This window comes from Arthrobacter sp. StoSoilA2 (assembly GCF_019977195.1).
Classification (GTDB): domain Bacteria; phylum Actinomycetota; class Actinomycetes; order Actinomycetales; family Micrococcaceae; genus Arthrobacter.
Window position 1 is genome coordinate 252359 of the sequence record NZ_AP024643.1, and the last position, 17014, is coordinate 269372.

Sequence of the window (17014 nt, forward strand, 5' to 3'; positions counted from 1 at the left end):
CTGTCTTGTGCTGTTGACTGGGTGCATGAGGGCCATATGGAAGGGATCTATCGCGTTCGGTCTGGTCAACGTACCAGTGAAGCTTTACAGCGCCACGGAGGACCACGATATTGGCCTTCACCAAGTCCACAATAAGGACGGGGGACGCATCCGGTACCAGCGGAAGTGTGAAATTTGCGGCGAAGTTGTTGCATACGAAGATATCGACAAGGCCTACGAAGAGGAAGGCCGCACAGTTGTTCTCACCGCGGCCGAATTGAAGTCCTTGCCGGAAGAGAACAGCCGCGAAATTGAGGTAGTGGAATTCATTCCTGCCGAGCAACTGGACCCGATCATGTACGAGCGCAGTTATTTCCTGGAGCCGGATTCCAAATCCCCCAAAGCCTATATGCTGCTGCGGCAGACACTTGAGGACACGGACAGGATTGCAATTGTCCAGTACGCCCTGCGGCAGAAGACACGGCTCGGAGCCTTGCGCGTACGCGGGGACGTACTCCTTCTGCAGGCCCTGCTCTGGGGCGATGAAGTACGGGAGGCCAAGTTCCCCTCGCTTGAGACGGACATCAAGATCTCCGATAAGGAACTGGAAATGTCCTCCGCCCTGGTGGATTCCATGGCCCACGACTTCGACCCCGAAGAATACACCGACGACTACCAGGTGCAGCTCCGAACGTTGATCGAGGCCAAGCTCGAAAAGGGCGAAGCACTGGATACGGAGGCCACGTTCGGCGTCACGGAAGGCGAAGGGGAAGGCGGCGACGTCATCGATCTCATGGAGGCGCTGAAACGGAGCTTGGACAAGAAACGCGGCAAGGAAAAAGCGGCCGACGACGACGCTGCCGCCAGCAAAACTGCCAGCAAGCCAAAGACGCGGGCCAAGAAAAAGGCGTGACCCGGCGTCGGGCTCCCAACTGGGTCGCATTTAAGCGCGTTTAGGGCGCCCTAAACGCGCACAACTGCGACCCAGATGGGTGCGTTTGCCTTAGCCTTTGACTGAACCCGCCGTGAGTCCCTGAACGATGAACTTACTGGCGAAGGCGAAGATCACCAGCGTTGGAACCACCGTCAGAACCGCAGCGGCCGACATGGAACCCCAGTCAATGTTGAAACTCGAGATAAAGCCGGCCAATGCCGTCGGAATGGTCTTGTTGCTGTCGCTGTTCATCAGGGTCACCGACAAGAACAATTCATTCCAGCAATTGACGAAGTTGAAGACGAAACTCGCTGCGATGCCGGGCAGCATCACGGGAACAATGACCTTGAAGAGTGCACTCAGCCTGGAGCAGCCGTCAATCATGGCGGCTTCCTCCAACGCGTCAGGAACATTCTCGAAAAAGCCACGGAGCATGATGGTGCAGAACGGAATGCAGATCGCGATATAGATCAGGATCAGCCCGGTCTTGGAATCCACGAGTCCGAAGTCGGTCATCATGAGGTAGAGGGGACCCAGGGCAATAAATCCGGGAATCATCTGCGTCACCAGGAACGCCCCCAGCACGGCACCGCGTCCGGAGAAATGGAACCGCGCCAGAACGTAAGCGGAGAGCAGCGAAATCAGTGTTGCCACCGAGGCGGCCACCAGCGCAACCACCAGGCTGTTGAGCATGTACTGGCCAAAGTCGGACTTCGTGAAGAGCCCGATGTAGTTGTCCAAGGACAATTGCCGCGGCCAGTAATCCAGTGGCAGCGAATAGATGGCCCCCGGCTCCTTCAGGGACGTCACCACGATCCAGTACAACGGGAAAACGGTGGCGACCAGGCACAACCCCAGGAAAACAACCTTGGAAATCCTGCCTGCGAGCGTCGGAGTGTTGATCATCGGGCTCCCTTTCGAAAGCAGACAGCCATGAGATAGAAGGCAGCGAACAGCATCAGGGTGAGCACCACGATCAAGCCGAGCGCGGACGCTTTTCCGTAGTCACCCTCCTGCGTAATTTTGATCATGTAGGTGGTGATGATGTGGGTTTGATCGGCCGGTCCACCGCCGGTCATGGCAAAGATGATGTCCGGAAAGTTGAAGATCCAGATCACCCGCAAAAGGATGGTAAGTGCCAAAGTAGTTGCGATGCTCGGCAGCGTGATACTTAAGAACGTCCTTACCTTTCCGGCGCCATCCAAGGCAGCGGCCTCGTACATTTCGTCGGACACCGACTGCAGGGCGGCGAGGATCATGATGGCAAAGAACGTGACGCCGTACCAGATGTTGGCAATGATGATTGCCGTCATGGCGAAGCCGGGATCGGACAGCCACGGAATGGGCGAGCTAATGAGCCCCGCCTTCATCAACAGGTCATTGACCACTCCAAATTCGGCGTTGAACATCCACCGGAAAAGCATGCCGATGAGGAAGCCGGATACAGCCCACGGGAAGAAGATCATCGCCTGGTAGGTTCCACGCATCCTGAACCGCCGCTTCAGGAACAGCGCCACCGCGAAACCAATCACCACTTGGGGAACCAGCGAGCCAACAACCCACACCACAGTGTTGCGGACGATTGTCCCGAATTCAGGAGCATCGAACAGGCTCTGGAAATTGGCAAAACCAACCCAGGATGTGTCCGAAAGGTCGTTCAGGTTCCAGTTCCGGAACGCCATCTGGCTCCCGGAGATCATGGGGTAGTACGTGAATACCCCTACGAACAAGGCGGCCGGTGCCAGGAAGGCCAGCAAGGTAAAAGCCGTACGGGCGCTGAACCGTCGTTTGGACAGAGTTCGATTACTGGGATCCGGCTTTTCGGTCTTCCGACCCAATGGTGGGGGTGTGGCCCGCTTGACGTCGAGACTCACCGGAAGCTATCCCTTCATCTTTTCGGTCCAATACGTGTCCCAGCTTGCCAGCAGCTCGGCCGTGGACATCTGCCCGGTGAGCACCCGCTGCAGTTCGCCGTCGGACTTCTTGATCCACTCCGTCCACCACGACACACTGCGGGGTTGGATCGCGGAGACGTACGTGTCCGGGTTCTCGGTCATCTTGACGTAGGCAGCCCAGGGACCGGTGCTGTAGAAGCTGTCCTGTGCTGCGGATTTCAGGATGGGGACGAGGCTGTTGTCCTTGCTGAAGGTGGTGGCGGCGTCTCCCTGCGCCAAGTACTTGATGAGCTTGACTGCCTCCGGCTTGGATTTTGACGACTCCGCGATACCCCAGCCAGCGGAGGCCACCGGCTGCACTGCTTTGCCGTCCGGGCCCACGAGCAGGGGAGCAACGCTCCACTGGTCTTCCTTGATGGACTGCGATTCCTTGACCGTGGCGATGACCTCCGGGTCCTGCAGCAGGAAGGCTGTGGAGCCGTTGCTGAAGCCCTGGACCATCTCCGGGTAGCCCCATGCCACGGACGACGGCGGTGATCCCTTCTTGAAGAGGTCGATGTAGAGGTCCATCGCCTCCTGGGCCTTGGGGGACGAGAAGATCGTTTTGCCACTCGTGAGCTTGAAGGCGTTCTCACGGTCGATCTCGTCAGCTACATAGGCCTCAATGATGGCCACGGCGTTGGAGTTTGCATTGGTGCCCCCGCGGAACGCATATCCGAACTTGTTCTCAGATGGCTTGTTCAGCGCTGCGGCCTGTTCCGCCATCTCTGACCAGCTGCTGGGAGGACCGTCGAACCCGGCGTCCTTGACGAGGTCGGAGCGGTAGAACAGGGAAAGACCGTAGAAGCCGTAAGGGATGTAGTAGGTTTTGCCGTTCTGCTTGGAGTACGTGACCGCGTTTTCCGTCAGGTTGTTCCAGCCATCCCAGCCGTCCAGGTCCTTGGTCATGTCATAGAGCCAATTGTTGGCTCCGAAGGATCCCACCGTGATGTCACGCGCTTCCACGACGTCGATCCCCTTGCCGGACTGGAGCATCTGTTGGATCTTCTGATCAGCCTGATCGGTGGGAGGCGAAATGAGGTCGACTTTGATGTCCGGGTTTTCACGCTCGAAGCCTGAAATCAGCTTCTTCAGGGTTTCTGTCCTGGTGGGATTGGTCAGGCTCTCCACCATCTTCAAGGTGACTTTGCCATCGGCAGCATTCTGGCCGCCGCCGCATCCGGCAAGTGCAAGAACAGCCGCCAGGCCTGCTGCAGCAGACGCCATTATTCTGGATTTCACGTGGGTCCTCCGTTGATTTGGTTGAGGTGGGCAATCCGTGCGCCGGTTGCGCGGCGCAAGTGGTGCTGTCTAGAGGGATCGGGCGAGCCGCACAAGTTCAGGTACGGCTTTCGCGGCGAAAATCTCGAAGTCCGTGGGCGAGTTATAGAGGTGGGCGGAAAGTCGCAGGAAGCCCTCACCGTCATAGGTGGTCACCGCTGTTTCGATGTCCAGCTCGTCCGAGATGAAAGCCCGCACAGTGTGCGAATCCTCGTGCGAAGTGGCAAGGCCATGCGGCAAGCGGATCAAGCGCAGCGGCCCAACCGGCATGCCGACATCTACTGTGTGGTCCTGCCCTGTGAAGTCGGCAAAGGCATGGCCAATAAGGGACTCGCCGTAGTCGCAGAGGGCATTGGCGTAGCTGCGAAAAGTTCCCCAGCCGTACCGTTGCGCGATGGTGTCGAACGACGTGCGTGCGGCCATCCAGGACGTAACATCCTGGGTTCCGACGTGGTCGAAGTTCTCCGGGAAGCTGTGGGGAAAGCCCCACGAGTCAATGAGCGGGGTTAGCTTGCTGGCGTGTGCACCACGGGCTACGAGGGCGGCCGTACCCCTCGGAGCGCAAGCAAACTTGTGCAGATTGCCAACCCAGAACCCGTCAAAGTCGGGCACGGGCGATTCCAGGATCCCCGGCGCATGCGCTCCGTCCACGAGCACGGGAATACCCATGGCAGATGCTGCCTCGGCGATGGCCTCTACGGGAAATGCCCGGGCTGTTGCCGAGGTGATTTGGTCCACCACGATGAGGGCCGTCTTGTTGCTGACTTCTGCCATGACAAGGGCGATTGCGGTCACGGCATCCGCATCCAGCGGCACTTCCGCGATTCGGACCCGAGCGCCGTGTCTACGGGCCACCCGGTGAGCCCCGTGCAGTACGGCTCCGTAGGCGTGGTTCGTCATCACGATTTCCGAGCCAGGTGCAAACTCCAGTGAGTTGTAAACGGCACTGACCCCGGCGCTGGCATTGTGGACCAGTGCCATATGCGCGGCATCGACTCCGAGGAATGCGGCAACTTCCGTACGCGCTGCCGCCACCGCGTTGTACTGCCCCATGAACCACGTACAAGGGTTTGCTTCCATGCGGGCCTTGAGCTCCAGCTGGAATTCCTGCGCCGCGCGAGGAACGGAACCGTATGAGCCGTGATTCAGGTGGACCTTGGTGGGAGTGAGGCTCCAGTCGGAGGAGGAAGGCTCGCCGTCCGGTGTCATCATGGGACGGGGAGCCGTGAGGTTGCTGGCTGTGTACACAGAGGCCTTCTTGCTTGGAGAGGCGGGACTGTCTGTAAGTTACCTCACACATTCCGCCAAGACAACAGACAACTTTCCAAAGACATAAGATGACTTTCCGCAAATCAGCGAGTCTAGGCACAAAACAGCCACCACTGGCAGCAAGAGATAAGATGTCTTGCGATGTGAAGTCTGACAAGATGTCATATCACTACGCACGTGCGCAGGTGCTGTAGCGTGGACCGGGTCTGGAGGAGGCGGCTAATTGAGTGCAGTAGAAACGGCCATGCAGGGCCTGCGAAACAAGATCGCCTCCGGCGAACTGCTGCCCGGGCAGAAATGCCCTCCCGAAGCGGAGCTGTGCGCCCAGCTTGGAGTCTCACGGAGCTCCCTGCGGGAAGCTGTCCGCGCCATGTCAGCACTCGGAATCATGGAGTCGCGGCACGGTTCAGGGACCTATATCTCCTCTTTGGAACCCACGGTCATCCTTCAGAACTTCGCGCTGCTGGTCGACTTGCTTCCTTTGGACGGCCTTTTGGAGCTCTTCGAGATCCGACGATTGATGGAGTCGCACGCTGCGTCCGCAGCCGCCGCAAATGCAACACCTGCCGCCTTGGCTACCCTGACGGCACTGGTGGCCGGCATGGAAAGCACGGACGACCCTTCCGAATATTCTGAACTGGATTCGCAGTTCCACGAGGAAATCTGCCGGGCAAGCGGTAACGCCACTCTGGCCGGCTTAGTGCGCCTTTTCCGTTCGCGTGGGGGGCACTTCCATATTTTCGACGGCGACGAGGGCACCACTGTGCGTGAGGGGAGCACGGCCGGCCACGCTGCGATCCTGGAGGCGATTGCCCAGCGAAACCCCACTTTGGCTGCGACTGCGATGGCAGCACACATTGCGCAGACTGAAACCTGGCTCAAAAGGTTACGGCCTGCCCCGCGGCTCACCGACTAATACGGCTCACCGACTAATGAGGAAGCAGCGTCGGCCGGTGATGATGAACGGCCTACACTGTTTTCTTGTTGAATCTCAGTGGTTCCGCAGCATTGAAATGATCTCGGACTTCTTCTTGCCGGAGTAGCCCTTGATTCCGAGTTCCTTGGCGCGGGACTTCAGTTTGTCCACAGTCCAATCGTCGTAGTCGCCGGACTTGCCTCCCTTGCGGCCTACTTCCTTGCGTCCCTGTTTGGCCGCAGCATTGGATACGCGGGCCGCTTTTTCCTTGGACGCGCCCTCGTCGCGGAGTTCTTCATATAGCTTCGGGTCCTTCAGACTCGAATTCTTCTTTCCAGGCATGGTGCTCTTCCTTTCGCGTATTGATGTGCCTTTTGCTCACGGTGCATTTCCGCTCTTGCCGTTCCCGTTTTGCAGGGCCCGCCGCTGCAGCCATATGGGCATGCCCACAACGAGTAGCAGCAGGACCAGGACGATGAAGCCACCGGCAATCAGGGCTGCTGTTCGGCCGGCGGTGACATCGAAGACCAGGGTGGCCGAACCCACAATCAGGATGGCTACGCCGCCCAAGGCCCATTTGGTGATGGCATCGGCACTGGAGACGAGAGTGGCTTTGAGTCCCCGGCGGAAGAGGCGGCGATGCACGCTGACCGGAAGAAGGATCAAAGCAGTTGTCAGGGCCGCTGCCATGACATTGAAGAGGTAGAGTCCGCGCTGCCACTCGTCCAGGTGCTCAAAGCGCGCTTGGAAGGGCAAGGTCAGCAGGAAGCCTCCCAGGATCTGGACGCCGGTCTGGAGCACCCGCAGTTCCTGGATCAGCTCCATCCAGTTGCGGTCCATCCGTTCTTCAACGGATTCATTCCTGCCGGTCCTGGGAACCTGCTCCGGCTCTACCATTCGTACACCTCCAGATAGGTATTGGTGGACGCCGACACTACACCGGACTACGGTCGAACTGTCAGCATTCCTCGAACAATTTTTGGGGCCTCAAAGGATTTCCAAGGAGGAAGAAATGAGTCAGGACGAACACCGCGTTGACCCTGAAGACGCTGCCGGCGGCTATGGCACACCAACGCCTGAGCAGGAACTGCCAGGACAGGGATCGGAGCGTGAAGCACCCGAGCGGCCATCGCCGGGTACGCCTCCCGGACCGGGGGAGCCACCTGAGGGCAGGCCCACTCCGGAAGACCCGGACACTTCTCCTGTTCCGGAGTCGCCGGACGAATTCCCTACTCCGCGGGATCCTGACGTGGCACCTCCTCCCAGTACGGGCGGGTAAAACACTGCGTTTCATGCGAACATGGCGGCTAAAGCGCCCGTTCCGGAGCCTGTATCCGGGTGCCGGATGCGCCGGAGGACTGCCCCTGCTTGCAGTTCGCCTGCAGTGGGACAGTCCTCACGTTCCGCGGTATTCATCGGCAGGCCGACCAAAGTCCTTGGCCGGTGCGGGTCATTGTCGCGGTGCGCGCTCTATACCGTGTGTCCCCTGCGGCCCGACATGAAGCTGAGCAACCAGCCGATAGCTGCGATAACGAGGAGGACCACGCCTACCCACAGCAGCCAGTTCAGGGCCTGCGAGAAGCCGCCCACCAAGAGAAGGACAATTGCAACTACACCAGCAATGATCAGAAGCGTGTTCATGGTCAGCACATTCCTTTCTGGGGGAATCCGCAAAGAATCTTTGGATTCCTGACTATGCATTCCTATTTACTTCTACGGTTACTTGGGAGCGTTCCACCGCCTCCAAGTACTTTTTATCGCTACCACTTCCGGCCCTCACCGAGGGGTGAAGTTCGCCAGATGTGAACAGCAACACTCTTCATTGTACTACTAAGCAACCTTATGAAAGAGTTATTGAAGTCGCCACTTGATGAATGACCCACATCGAAGGAATTCGACACCAGGGTTTTTCGCTTGCACCGACCGTCCAAGGAGAGGAAAACATGAAAGCGTCACAGCAGCTTGCAGACAACCTTCAAATCGTCCTGACAGACCTGATCGAGCTACAGCTCCAGGGCAAGCAGGCGCACTGGAACATCGTCGGTCCGAACTTCCGTGACCTCCACCTCCAGCTGGACGAACTCGTTGCGGCCACCCGTCAATTCGCGGATGACACCGCCGAACGGATGAGGGCCCTTCACGCCTTGCCCGATGGCCGGAGCGGGACCATCTCCGCCGGCACCCGCCTTGAAGAGTTCCCCGGCGGGCTGGTCAACACCAAGAACGCAGTCAAGCTGGTCACCGAGCGTGTGGAGCGGACCGTCCAGACCATGCGGGACGTCCATGACGAGGTGGACGAAGAAGATCCCACAACAGCGGACCTGCTGCACGAATTCATCGCCCGCCTGGAGCAGCTTGTATGGATGATCAACGCCGAGGTCATGAGCGCGGGAGCCGCAGTCACGGATCCCGACGAAGCCTAGCCCACCCCTGAATTCGATCACTGAAAATGCCAAGGCTTCGGCGAAGTGACCTTTCCAAGCCCGGTATTGAACGCCGCAGGGCCGGCAAAGGGTTCAGTTACAGGTATCCCGACGGGAGCCTGGTCAGCCAAGAGGATCGCCAGCGCATTAATGCGCTGGCGATCCCGCCTGCGTGGACCGAGGTGTGGATCAGTCCCGACATCAATGGACACATCCAGGCCACGGGTGTGGACGCGGCGGGTCGAAGCCAATACATCTACCACCCTCGGTGGCGCGAACGTAAAGACACCGAGAAGTTCCAGCGGGCCACGGAATTGGGCTCGGTGCTTCCTGGCGTGCGCAGGACTGTCACACTGCACTTGAAAGACACCTTGTCTCCCAGGCAGCAGACCCTGGCCGCAGCCGTGCGTCTCATGGATCTGGGCGCTCTCCGCGTGGGCTCTGAAAGCTACATGCGTCAGAACGGCTCCTACGGACTCACCACGCTCAGGTGCCGGCACGCGAGAATCAAGGACAATGCCGTGGGCCTGAAGTTCCCGGGCAAGAGCGGGCAGTGGTGGGACATCTCCATCCAGGATCCCGCGCTGGCAGCTTTCCTGGAGCCGCTGGCCCGCCGGCCCGGCAAGGAACGCTTGCTGGCCTACCGGTCCGATGGTTCATGGGTTTCGGTGGACGCTGCCATGATCAACGAGTACCTCCGCGGAATAGCCGGAGCGGCCTACACCTCCAAGGATTTCCGTACCTGGAAGGGGACCGCGGCGGCAGCCCTGTCCTTGTTGAAGTCCGAAGGCACCATGACGCGGCCCCAGGCTTTGGTGAAGGCCATGAAGGACGCTGCCCAGCTGCTTGGCAACACCCCCACCGTGGCGCGTACTTCCTACGTGGATCCCAGGATCGTGGAGGCCTATCTGTCCGGGGAATTGCAGGACGTGAAGCCCACTGAGGCTTCGATTGCAGCCTTCCTCATTGGGAAGCAGAGCCAGGGTATTCCGGTCCAGGACACAAAAAAGGCCTGAAGCCACCCAAATCCGGGGGTCTTCAGGCCTTTTCCGTGTCGCTGAGGGGTTTAGCGGTCCTACTCGGCGTCGTGGTCCGTTTCGAGGATCTTCACCAGGCTGTCCAGGGCTGCTTCTGCCCCTTCGCCTTCGGCACGCAGCACTACGACATCGCCGTGGGAGGCGCCCAGGCTCATGAGGGACAGGATGCTCGCTGCGTCCATGGCGTCATCGGCAGGCTCGCCTTCGCGGGCGATGGTGACCTCGAGGTCAAGGTCGCCTGCGGCTTCAGCGAAGATGGCTGCCGGGCGGGCGTGGAGGCCGACGCGGCTTGCGATGGTGGCGGTACGTTCAGGCATTGGTGCTCCTTTGATGTGGGTGGTTGTGGGGAAGTCTAGAGGCCGAGCTCGTTCAGGATGGGAAGCTGGGCCCGGACCGCGCTGCGTGCCGCGGCTGCGTTGGGGGCCGTCAAGGCAATCGCTGCCAGCTGTTGCGCCTGGGCAACAGTCACAGTGGCGAGCACGGTCGCGACGGCGGCAAGCGCCCGGGCACTCATCGACAGCGTCGCCACGCCAAGGCCAACGAGTACGACGGCGAGTGCCGGGTCCGCTGCTGCCTCACCGCAGACGCCAACCGGCTTGGCCGTGCCGCTTTCGCCGCTGACCTGCGCGGCGCCGTCGGCCGTTAGCTTGACCAACTGCAGGACTGCAGGCTGCCACGGATCGTTCAGGGTGGCGAGCGGCCCAAGCTGGCGGTCTGCTGCCATGGCGTACTGCGTGAGATCGTTGGTGCCAAGGGACGCGAAGCTCACTTCGCGCAGAACAGTGGCGGCGGTCAGCGCTGCCGACGGAACCTCCACCATGACACCAGGGGTTTTGAGCCCGGCGGCGGCGCAAAGCGTGGCGAACCGCGCGGCCTCGTCCGCCGTCGAGATCATGGGTGCCATGACCCAGACCTCGGCATTGTTGGCTGCTTCGGCGGCGGCGATGGCCTCGAGCTGCCGTTCGAGGACGCCGGGGGACGTGAGGTCCGTGCGGTATCCGCGGACACCGAGTGCGGGGTTCGGTTCGTCGGCGTTGGTGAGGAACGGCAGCGGCTTGTCCGCGCCCGCGTCCAGGGTCCTGACCACAACTTTCTTACCCGGGAAGGCTGCAAAAACGGCTCCGTAAGCCGCGATCTGTTCCTCCACAGTGGGTTCGTCGTCGCGGTCCAGGAAGCAGAATTCCGTCCGCAGAAGTCCAACGCCCTCGGCGCCGGCGTCGGCCGCTTTGACAGCATCCGCACCCGTGCCAACGTTTGCCAACAACGGCACCCGGAAACCGTCGGCCATGGTGTTGTTCCCGCTGAAGGCCGCCAGCGTGGAAGCCTGGGTGGCCCACGCCTTGGCAGCCAACCGCAGGTCTTCACCTGGCTCAACTGTGATGGTGCCTGCGGCGCCGTCCACATAGACCTCGGTGCCATCCGCAATCTCGTCCACACCCAGTGCGGCCACGACGGCGGGCAAGCCGAGAGCACGGGCAAGGATGGCTGTATGCGACTGCGGCCCGCCGCTGGAGGTAATCAGCGCGACTACCTTGGATGGGTCCAGTGTGGCAGTATCAGCAGGCGCCAGGTCCTCAGCCGCCAGGATGAAGGGGACATCGGAGGCCGGGATCCCCGGTGCCGGCAGGCCCCGGAGCTCAGACACTATGCGTGCCCGGACGTCGAGGACGTCCGCCACGCGCTCGGCCATGTACCCGCCCAGGCCCTTGAGGGTCTCAGCCACCGTTCCGCCAGCCTCCCAGATTGCACGTTCAGCAGTCCGTGCACCACCTGGAGCCTCAGGAGACAACAGCTTGATGGCCGATTTCACCAGCATGGGGTCGGCGGCCATCAAGGCCGTTGCTTCCAGTACTTCCTTGCCTTCTCCGTTGGCCGTAGCCGCGCGGGCCCTCAGTTCAGCCTGAACCGCCTTGGCAGCGTCCTTGATGCGCTGCCCCTGCGATTCAACCGTGACGTCGGCAGGAATGTTGACGTTCGGGTGCGGCTCCTGGATCGGTTTCGGCATCTGCTTTACCGGTGCCAGGACGCGCCCGGGAGCTACGCCTACGCCTGAGAAGGTCTGCATGTATCTGGTCCTCTGATTGCTTGGGTGCTGTTGGGCTGACGGATTATCTGCCGGCGCTTACACGCCTGCCGGGACTTACACGCCTGCTGGGACGGGAACTGCCTCGGCCTCAACCGGCTTGCGGACAGCCCAGCGCTTGAGGGCAATTACAAGGAGCGCGGTGATCACCACACCAACAGCGATCGACAGGAAGAACAACAGGAAGTTGTCGATTGCGAAGAACACGAAGATGCCACCGTGCGGAGCCTTGGACGTGACTGCGAAGGCCATGGACAGGGCACCGGTTACGGCGCCACCTACCATGCTGGCGGGGATGACGCGAAGCGGGTCAGCAGCTGCGAACGGGATGGCGCCCTCGGAGATGAAGGATGCACCCAGAAGCCAGGCGGCCTTTCCGTTCTCACGCTCAGCCAAGGAGAACAGCTTCTTGTCCAGCACGGTAGCCAGGGCCATGGCGAGCGGCGGAACCATGCCCGCTGCCATCACTGCGGCCATGATCTGCCACGGTGCCTGGTTTGCCACCGTTGCCGTGCCGAGGCCCGCAACAGCGAAGGAGTAGGCAACCTTGTTGACCGGACCACCAAGGTCGAAGCACATCATGAGGCCCAGGATGATGCCGAGGAGGATTGCGCCTGCGCCGGTGAGGCCCGATAGGCCGGTGTTGAGTGCCTTGGTCAGTGCCACGATCGGTGCGCCGAGGATAAGGAACATCAGGCCGGAGGCCACCAGGGAGGCAAGCAACGGAATGATGACCACAGGCATCAGGCCACGCAGCCAGCGGGGAACATCGAGCTTGCCGATCTGGAAGGCGATGTAGCCGGCCAGCAGACCACCAACAATAGCCCCGAGGAACCCTGCGCCCATGAACCCTGCCACCGCGCCAGCGACGAAGCCTGGTGCAATACCGGGGCGGTCGGCGATGGCAAAGGCAATATAGCCTGCCAACGCCGGCACCAGGAATTGAATGGACAGGTTGCCAATCTTGAACAAGACGGCCCCGAGGTAGGCGCCGAGAGGACCCCACGCATTGTCCGGGAACTCGGTAGGCAGGTTGAAGATGCTGTTGTCGACAACGATCTTGTCCGCAAAGCCGGTGATCAAGTATCCGCCCAAGAGGAATCCGAGTGCCATCAGCAGGCCGCCGCCCGCTACGAACGGGATCATGTACGAAACACCAGTGAGGAGTGCGCGCTTGAGCTTCTGGCCGATGTGCTCGCCCTTTTCCTCAGCAGCACGCTCGGCCTGCTCTTCGGCACCAAAGTGCGGGACGCGGCGTGCGTGCGGATCATCCGCAGCAGCCAACGCTTCCTGGACCATCCTGGTGGGTTCATCGATGCCGCGCTTGACCGGAGCGTTGATGACCGGCTTTCCGGCGAAGCGCTCCTTGCCGCGGACGTCCACGTCGACAGCGAAAATCACCGCGTCAGCAGCGGCAATGATGGCCGGATCCAGCGGCTTGGCCCCGGAGGAACCCTGCGTCTCAACCTGGAGATCCACGCCCATTTCCTGGGCAGCGGCAACGAGCGAGTCAGCAGCCATGTAGGTGTGGGCGATGCCGGTGGGGCACGCTGTAACGGCGACGATGCGCTTGGGTCCGGCAGCCGCCGTCGTGGTCGATGCGGCAGTGGCCCCAGCGGCAGCGGGTGCTGCAGCAGCTTCGGTGGCCGGAGCAGCTGCAGCTGCAGCGGGCTTGTCCGCCAAGGCCCCATCAACGAGGTCCACGATGTCCTGCTCAGTGGCTGCCGCGCGCAACGCTGCCGTGAAGTCCTTCTTGATGAGGGAGCGGGCCAGCTTGGAGAGCAACTTCAGGTGCTCCTGGTCAGCGCCGTCCGGGGCGGCAATGAAGAAGATGAGGTCCGCCGGGCCGTCCTTGGCGCCGAAGTCCACCTTGTGGGACAGGCGGGCCATGGCAAGGGCGGGCTCGGTGACTGCGGCCGAGCGGCAGTGCGGAATCGCTATGCCGCCGGGGACGCCGGTAGCGGTTTTCTGCTCGCGGGCGAAGGCATCGGTGAAGAGCCCTTCAACCTCGGTAGCACGGCCAGCAGCGGCGACTTTGCCGGCCAGGACGCGGATGACGTCGGCAGGGGAGTCGCCCAGGTTCTGGTCGAGGATGACCAATTGGGGTGTGATCAGCTGGGTCACTGTTAGTCCTTCTGGAGGGCCGTGATGGTTACGGCGTTGGGGGTTGTCTGGTGGACTGCAGGGACAGTGGAGCCCGGCAGCGAAGCAGCAGCGGCACCATGTGCCACGGCCTGACGAAGGCAGTCCTGGGCGGAACCGCCTTGGATAGCAGCCAGCAAGTAGCCGGCCAGTGCAGAATCCCCGGCGCCCACCGTGCTGACGGCCTGGATGGGAGGATGCGTGGCAAGCCACGCCCCATCAGCCGTCACCAGGATTGCGCCCTTGGATCCGAGTGTTGCCAGAACGGCGCCCACACCGCTTTCGACGACGGCGGCAGCAGCTTGGGCGGCTCGTGCCGGGTCGGCTTCCAGTTCCTCGGCGGTGGAGACAATGGCGAAGCCGGCAGCGGCAGCGAGCTCTGCGAGCTCTTCGGCGTTGGGCTTGAGGAGATCGGGTTTTCCTGCGGCATCGCCTTTCAAAGCTGCCGCAAGCGGAGCCCCGGAAGAGTCGATGGCGATGCCGGGGATGGCCGATCCATCAGTGTTCGACCGGAGTCGACGAGCGATTGTGGCGTAGAAATCCGCGGGCACTCCTGGTGGGAGCGAGCCTGCGAGAACCACCCAGCTGGCGCCACGGGAGCGCTCCAGCAGCAGCCCGATCAGGGCTTCCTGCTGTTCGTCGCTCAGCTCCGGGCCGGGTTCGTTGATCTTGGTGGTGACGCCATCCGGTTCGGTGAGGGTGACGTTGCTGCGTAGCGCCTGACCGATAGGCAGGGCAGCGAACGGCACGCCGGCGTCGTGCAGTCCGGAAAGTACCGGATCCGAGTCAGCGCCTGGAAGGACGGCAAGTGTTTCGAGGCCGGAAGCCACCAGGGCGCGGGAAACGTTGACGCCTTTTCCGCCCGACTCCTGGTGGACGGCGACGGCACGTTGTACCTCGCCGCGGGCCAGTGGTGCCGGAAGCTCCACCGTGCGGTCCAGGCTTGGGTTGGCCGTGAGTGTGACGATCATGCGATCACCACGTCAACGCCGGCTTCGGCCAGGGCTGCGCTGAGTTCAGCGGAGGGTTCACTGTCTGTAATCAAAGTGTCAACATCCTTCAGGGTGGCGAACTGGACCAATGTCTCGGCGTCCAGCTTGGAAGAATCGGCCAATGCCACAACGCGGCGGGCTGACTTGACGAAGGCGGCTTTTACCGCGGCTTCTTCAGGATCGGGCGTGCTGAGCCCGAAGGTGGCGTGGATGCCGTTTGCGCCGACGAAGGCGATATCAGGACGAAGCCTGAAAGCGGCCTCCACTGTGGACTGTCCGACGGCGGCCTGGGTCAGCCCGCGTACCCGGCCACCCAGGATCTGAAGGGCGATGCCCGCTGTGGAGGAAAGCTTGCCGGCAATGGGAATGGCGTGGGTGATGACCACGAGTTCCTCGTTGCCGTTGGCTGCAGGTGTGCGCTGGGCGAGCAGGTCTGCCAGGGTCTCGGTTGTGGAGCCTGCGTCCAGCAGGATGCTGCCCGTGGTGAGTTCCGGAATCAGGGCGAGCGCGGCAGCTGCGATGCGGTGTTTCTCGGATTGGCGCTGGATGGCGCGCTCCAGGATGCTTTCCTCGCGGGTACTCAAGCGGTCCGAGGGGACAGCCCCACCATGAACGCGGCGCAGGCTCCCCGAAACTTCGAGAGCTGCGAGATCACGGCGGATGGTTTCCGTGGTGATGCTGAAACGGTCGGCGAGGTCAGTGACGCTCACCCGTCCGCGCTCTGCGACGAGTGCGGAGATCAGTTGTTGGCGCTCTTCAGCGAACACTTACCCTCCATTGCGGTAAAGCCATTTGTCAGTGCAGCCCATCAGGTGACTGCTGTCACAACGATGTGGAATTGCTTGACTCTATCTTTGTTTGTGTTGGTAAGTCAATAGAAACCAACATAAACAAAGATCGGATGGGGGTTAGCTGTTCAGTAGGGCGTTGAGGCTGGCTGGCTTCGGGGCGCGCCAAAGTTCGGGCACGCCAAAGTTTCGGGCACGCGAAAGGGCATGCCACACTCCCTGTAGTGCGGCATGCCCTCCTTCGGGTCCTGACTGGGGGATTTGCCAGGATCCGGTCTATGGGGTTGGAAACCTCCTAAAGAGGCGGTTGTCCAGGCGGTTGTCCAGTATCTGGCCGCGCCGGTGGAGACGGCACTGTTGGCCCCGGCGTCGGGTCCGGGACCGGGGGAGGCCCTGGTTCCGGCAAGGGAACCGGCTCCGGTGTGGGTCCCGGTTCCCTGGTGGGATCTTTCCGGGTGGGATCCGGTCGCGAAGGGTCCGGCGGGAAGTCAGTCAAGGTCAAACGCCCCGTAGGTGCGTGGCACGCCGATGAAGTTCGCGCGCGACACTGGGCGAGTACCTGTTGATGTCCCACCCGGAGCCGGGGTAGTCGATCGGAAGATTGTCCGGGTCCGGCGGATCCGGAAGCTTGTGCTTTCTAACCGGCCTGTGATCAGTCCCGGTAACTGGAGACTCGTCCTTCTTTGAATCGGTCTGCATGTTTTCCCTTCCTGTTCCTCTACCTCTGTTAAAACTGGTTTCGTTGCTAGGGGCGTGATTACCGCATCTAGTCCGGGATTTCCATGCGGAAGCCGCACGGGCAGCGGAGGATGCGGGTATTGATGATGACCTCGTACATGCGTAGTTGGCCCCCAGGCTTCAGGACAAGCGGGGCCTGGATCCGCCGTAGCTCGCAACTACTGGTCCTCATGGGTTCCCCACAATGCAAGTACTGGCCCCCGAACTGCAGTACTCCCTGGGAAACCCCGGGGCGGTTCAGAACGACAGCCACTCTTTGTACCGTGGCGGTCTGGTCGTAGGAGTAATTGCAGGCGTGGCATTCGTAGGCCACATCTACCGTGTTGGGGGAGGGAGGATAGTGCGATTGGATCGAATCCACCACCAAATGTTGGTCAGTATTGCAGCGTGTACACCATAGGGGGTCGTCTGGTTGGTGGGCTTCGTCGGGAACTCTTGACTCGGGCTGGGCCGACATGGGATTTACCTCTGCATTGTTAATGCGGGGTGCCCGTCTGC

At 61.3% G+C, this 17014-nt stretch carries 18 protein-coding genes; 5 read left to right on the forward strand and 13 right to left on the reverse strand.

Annotation, left to right across the window (positions count from 1 at the left end; all coding sequences use genetic code 11):
• The first annotated feature begins 25 nt into the window (after positions 1 to 25).
• Positions 26 to 892 carry a Ku protein gene (locus LDN82_RS01220; protein ID WP_224094770.1) on the forward strand — a complete coding sequence of 289 codons (867 nt, stop codon included), beginning with the start codon at positions 26 to 28 and terminating at the stop codon, positions 890 to 892.
• Between the two features lie 90 nt (positions 893 to 982).
• Here LDN82_RS01220 and LDN82_RS01225 read toward each other — a convergent pair whose 3' ends face one another.
• The 4 genes from LDN82_RS01225 to LDN82_RS01240 all read right to left on the reverse strand — a co-directional run bounded on the left by LDN82_RS01225 (position 983) and on the right by LDN82_RS01240 (position 5376).
• Complete coding sequence (locus LDN82_RS01225; protein ID WP_224166069.1) at positions 983 to 1819, reverse strand: carbohydrate ABC transporter permease; 837 nt, start codon at positions 1817 to 1819, stop codon at positions 983 to 985.
• Positions 1816 to 2787 carry a sugar ABC transporter permease gene (locus tag LDN82_RS01230; protein WP_224166070.1) on the reverse strand — a complete coding sequence of 324 codons (972 nt, stop codon included), beginning with the start codon at positions 2785 to 2787 and terminating at the stop codon, positions 1816 to 1818. Before LDN82_RS01230 ends, LDN82_RS01225 begins: the two co-directional genes overlap by 4 nt.
• 6 nt (positions 2788 to 2793) lie before the next feature.
• Positions 2794 to 4089 (reverse strand): sugar ABC transporter substrate-binding protein, encoded by a 1296-nt coding sequence (locus tag LDN82_RS01235; RefSeq protein ID WP_224166071.1) that lies wholly within the window; start codon positions 4087 to 4089, stop codon positions 2794 to 2796.
• Positions 4090 to 4158: 69 nt separating this feature from the next.
• Positions 4159 to 5376 (reverse strand): aminotransferase class V-fold PLP-dependent enzyme, encoded by a 1218-nt coding sequence (locus tag LDN82_RS01240; protein WP_224166072.1) that lies wholly within the window; start codon positions 5374 to 5376, stop codon positions 4159 to 4161.
• 244 nt (positions 5377 to 5620) lie between these two features.
• Here LDN82_RS01240 and LDN82_RS01245 point away from each other — a divergent pair, with 244 nt between their 5' ends.
• A complete protein-coding gene (locus LDN82_RS01245) occupies positions 5621 to 6313 on the forward strand; it encodes an FCD domain-containing protein (RefSeq protein ID WP_224094777.1) in 693 nt (230 codons plus the stop codon).
• Positions 6314 to 6388: 75 nt separating this feature from the next.
• Here LDN82_RS01245 and LDN82_RS01250 read toward each other — a convergent pair whose 3' ends face one another.
• Together LDN82_RS01250 and LDN82_RS01255 are read right to left on the reverse strand one after the other, a co-directional pair.
• A complete protein-coding gene (locus LDN82_RS01250; RefSeq protein WP_224094779.1) occupies positions 6389 to 6655 on the reverse strand; it encodes a Rho termination factor N-terminal domain-containing protein in 267 nt (88 codons plus the stop codon).
• 36 nt (positions 6656 to 6691) lie between these two features.
• On the reverse strand, positions 6692 to 7210 hold the full coding sequence (locus tag LDN82_RS01255; protein WP_224166073.1) for a DUF6328 family protein: 519 nt from the start codon (positions 7208 to 7210) through the stop codon (positions 6692 to 6694).
• Between the two features lie 115 nt (positions 7211 to 7325).
• Between LDN82_RS01255 and LDN82_RS01260 the strand changes: the two genes are divergently transcribed.
• Positions 7326 to 7592, forward strand: coding sequence for a hypothetical protein (locus LDN82_RS01260; protein ID WP_224166074.1), 267 nt, complete (start codon positions 7326 to 7328; stop codon positions 7590 to 7592).
• A 191-nt stretch (positions 7593 to 7783) separates the two neighbouring features.
• On the opposite strand, the gene LDN82_RS01265 is transcribed toward LDN82_RS01260, so the two are convergent.
• The gene (locus LDN82_RS01265) at positions 7784 to 7954 is read right to left on the reverse strand and encodes a hypothetical protein (protein ID WP_018778938.1); all 171 of its coding nucleotides are present in this window, start codon (positions 7952 to 7954) and stop codon (positions 7784 to 7786) included.
• A 302-nt stretch (positions 7955 to 8256) separates the two neighbouring features.
• Between LDN82_RS01265 and LDN82_RS01270 the strand changes: the two genes are divergently transcribed.
• Both LDN82_RS01270 and LDN82_RS01275 read left to right on the forward strand, forming a co-directional pair.
• A complete protein-coding gene (locus LDN82_RS01270) occupies positions 8257 to 8736 on the forward strand; it encodes a DNA starvation/stationary phase protection protein (RefSeq protein WP_224094784.1) in 480 nt (159 codons plus the stop codon).
• 26 nt (positions 8737 to 8762) lie between these two features.
• Positions 8763 to 9752 (forward strand): DNA topoisomerase IB, encoded by a 990-nt coding sequence (locus tag LDN82_RS01275; RefSeq protein WP_224166075.1) that lies wholly within the window; start codon positions 8763 to 8765, stop codon positions 9750 to 9752.
• A gap of 59 nt (positions 9753 to 9811) precedes the next feature.
• Here LDN82_RS01275 and LDN82_RS01280 read toward each other — a convergent pair whose 3' ends face one another.
• The 6 genes from LDN82_RS01280 to LDN82_RS01305 all read right to left on the reverse strand — a co-directional run bounded on the left by LDN82_RS01280 (position 9812) and on the right by LDN82_RS01305 (position 16688).
• Positions 9812 to 10090 carry an HPr family phosphocarrier protein gene (locus LDN82_RS01280; protein ID WP_223935423.1) on the reverse strand — a complete coding sequence of 93 codons (279 nt, stop codon included), beginning with the start codon at positions 10088 to 10090 and terminating at the stop codon, positions 9812 to 9814.
• 35 nt (positions 10091 to 10125) lie between these two features.
• The gene (gene ptsP / locus LDN82_RS01285; RefSeq protein ID WP_224166076.1) at positions 10126 to 11838 is read right to left on the reverse strand and encodes a phosphoenolpyruvate--protein phosphotransferase; all 1713 of its coding nucleotides are present in this window, start codon (positions 11836 to 11838) and stop codon (positions 10126 to 10128) included.
• Positions 11839 to 11913: 75 nt separating this feature from the next.
• Entirely contained in the window at positions 11914 to 13980 is a 2067-nt protein-coding gene (locus tag LDN82_RS01290; RefSeq protein WP_224166077.1) for a fructose-specific PTS transporter subunit EIIC, read from the reverse strand.
• 2 nt (positions 13981 to 13982) lie between these two features.
• Complete coding sequence (locus LDN82_RS01295; RefSeq protein WP_224094790.1) at positions 13983 to 14969, reverse strand: hexose kinase; 987 nt, start codon at positions 14967 to 14969, stop codon at positions 13983 to 13985.
• Positions 14966 to 15757, reverse strand: a complete 792-nt coding sequence (locus tag LDN82_RS01300; RefSeq protein WP_224094793.1) for a DeoR/GlpR family DNA-binding transcription regulator — start codon at positions 15755 to 15757, stop codon at positions 14966 to 14968. The genes LDN82_RS01295 and LDN82_RS01300 overlap by 4 nt, the downstream gene beginning before the upstream one ends.
• A 787-nt stretch (positions 15758 to 16544) precedes the next feature.
• Positions 16545 to 16688, reverse strand: coding sequence for a hypothetical protein (locus LDN82_RS01305; RefSeq protein ID WP_224166078.1), 144 nt, complete (start codon positions 16686 to 16688; stop codon positions 16545 to 16547).
• Between the last annotated feature and the right edge of the window lie 326 nt (positions 16689 to 17014).

Excerpts from the sequence above, each read along its gene's own strand:
- LDN82_RS01225 (WP_224166069.1), bottom strand. The coding sequence starts at position 1,819 with ATGATCAACACTCCGACGCTCGCAGGCAGGATTTCCAAGGTTGTTTTC.
- ptsP (WP_224166076.1), bottom strand. The coding sequence starts at position 11,838 with ATGCAGACCTTCTCAGGCGTAGGCGTAGCTCCCGGGCGCGTCCTGGCA.
- LDN82_RS01270 (WP_224094784.1), top strand. The coding sequence starts at position 8,257 with ATGAAAGCGTCACAGCAGCTTGCAGACAACCTTCAAATCGTCCTGACA.
- LDN82_RS01220 (WP_224094770.1), top strand. The coding sequence starts at position 26 with ATGAGGGCCATATGGAAGGGATCTATCGCGTTCGGTCTGGTCAACGTA.
- LDN82_RS01280 (WP_223935423.1), bottom strand. The coding sequence starts at position 10,090 with ATGCCTGAACGTACCGCCACCATCGCAAGCCGCGTCGGCCTCCACGCC.
- LDN82_RS01305 (WP_224166078.1), bottom strand. The coding sequence starts at position 16,688 with ATGAGGACCAGTAGTTGCGAGCTACGGCGGATCCAGGCCCCGCTTGTC.
- LDN82_RS01265 (WP_018778938.1), bottom strand. The coding sequence starts at position 7,954 with ATGAACACGCTTCTGATCATTGCTGGTGTAGTTGCAATTGTCCTTCTC.
- LDN82_RS01250 (WP_224094779.1), bottom strand. The coding sequence starts at position 6,655 with ATGCCTGGAAAGAAGAATTCGAGTCTGAAGGACCCGAAGCTATATGAA.
- LDN82_RS01275 (WP_224166075.1), top strand. The coding sequence starts at position 8,763 with ATGCCAAGGCTTCGGCGAAGTGACCTTTCCAAGCCCGGTATTGAACGC.
- LDN82_RS01295 (WP_224094790.1), bottom strand. The coding sequence starts at position 14,969 with ATGATCGTCACACTCACGGCCAACCCAAGCCTGGACCGCACGGTGGAG.
- LDN82_RS01255 (WP_224166073.1), bottom strand. The coding sequence starts at position 7,210 with ATGGTAGAGCCGGAGCAGGTTCCCAGGACCGGCAGGAATGAATCCGTT.
- LDN82_RS01260 (WP_224166074.1), top strand. The coding sequence starts at position 7,326 with ATGAGTCAGGACGAACACCGCGTTGACCCTGAAGACGCTGCCGGCGGC.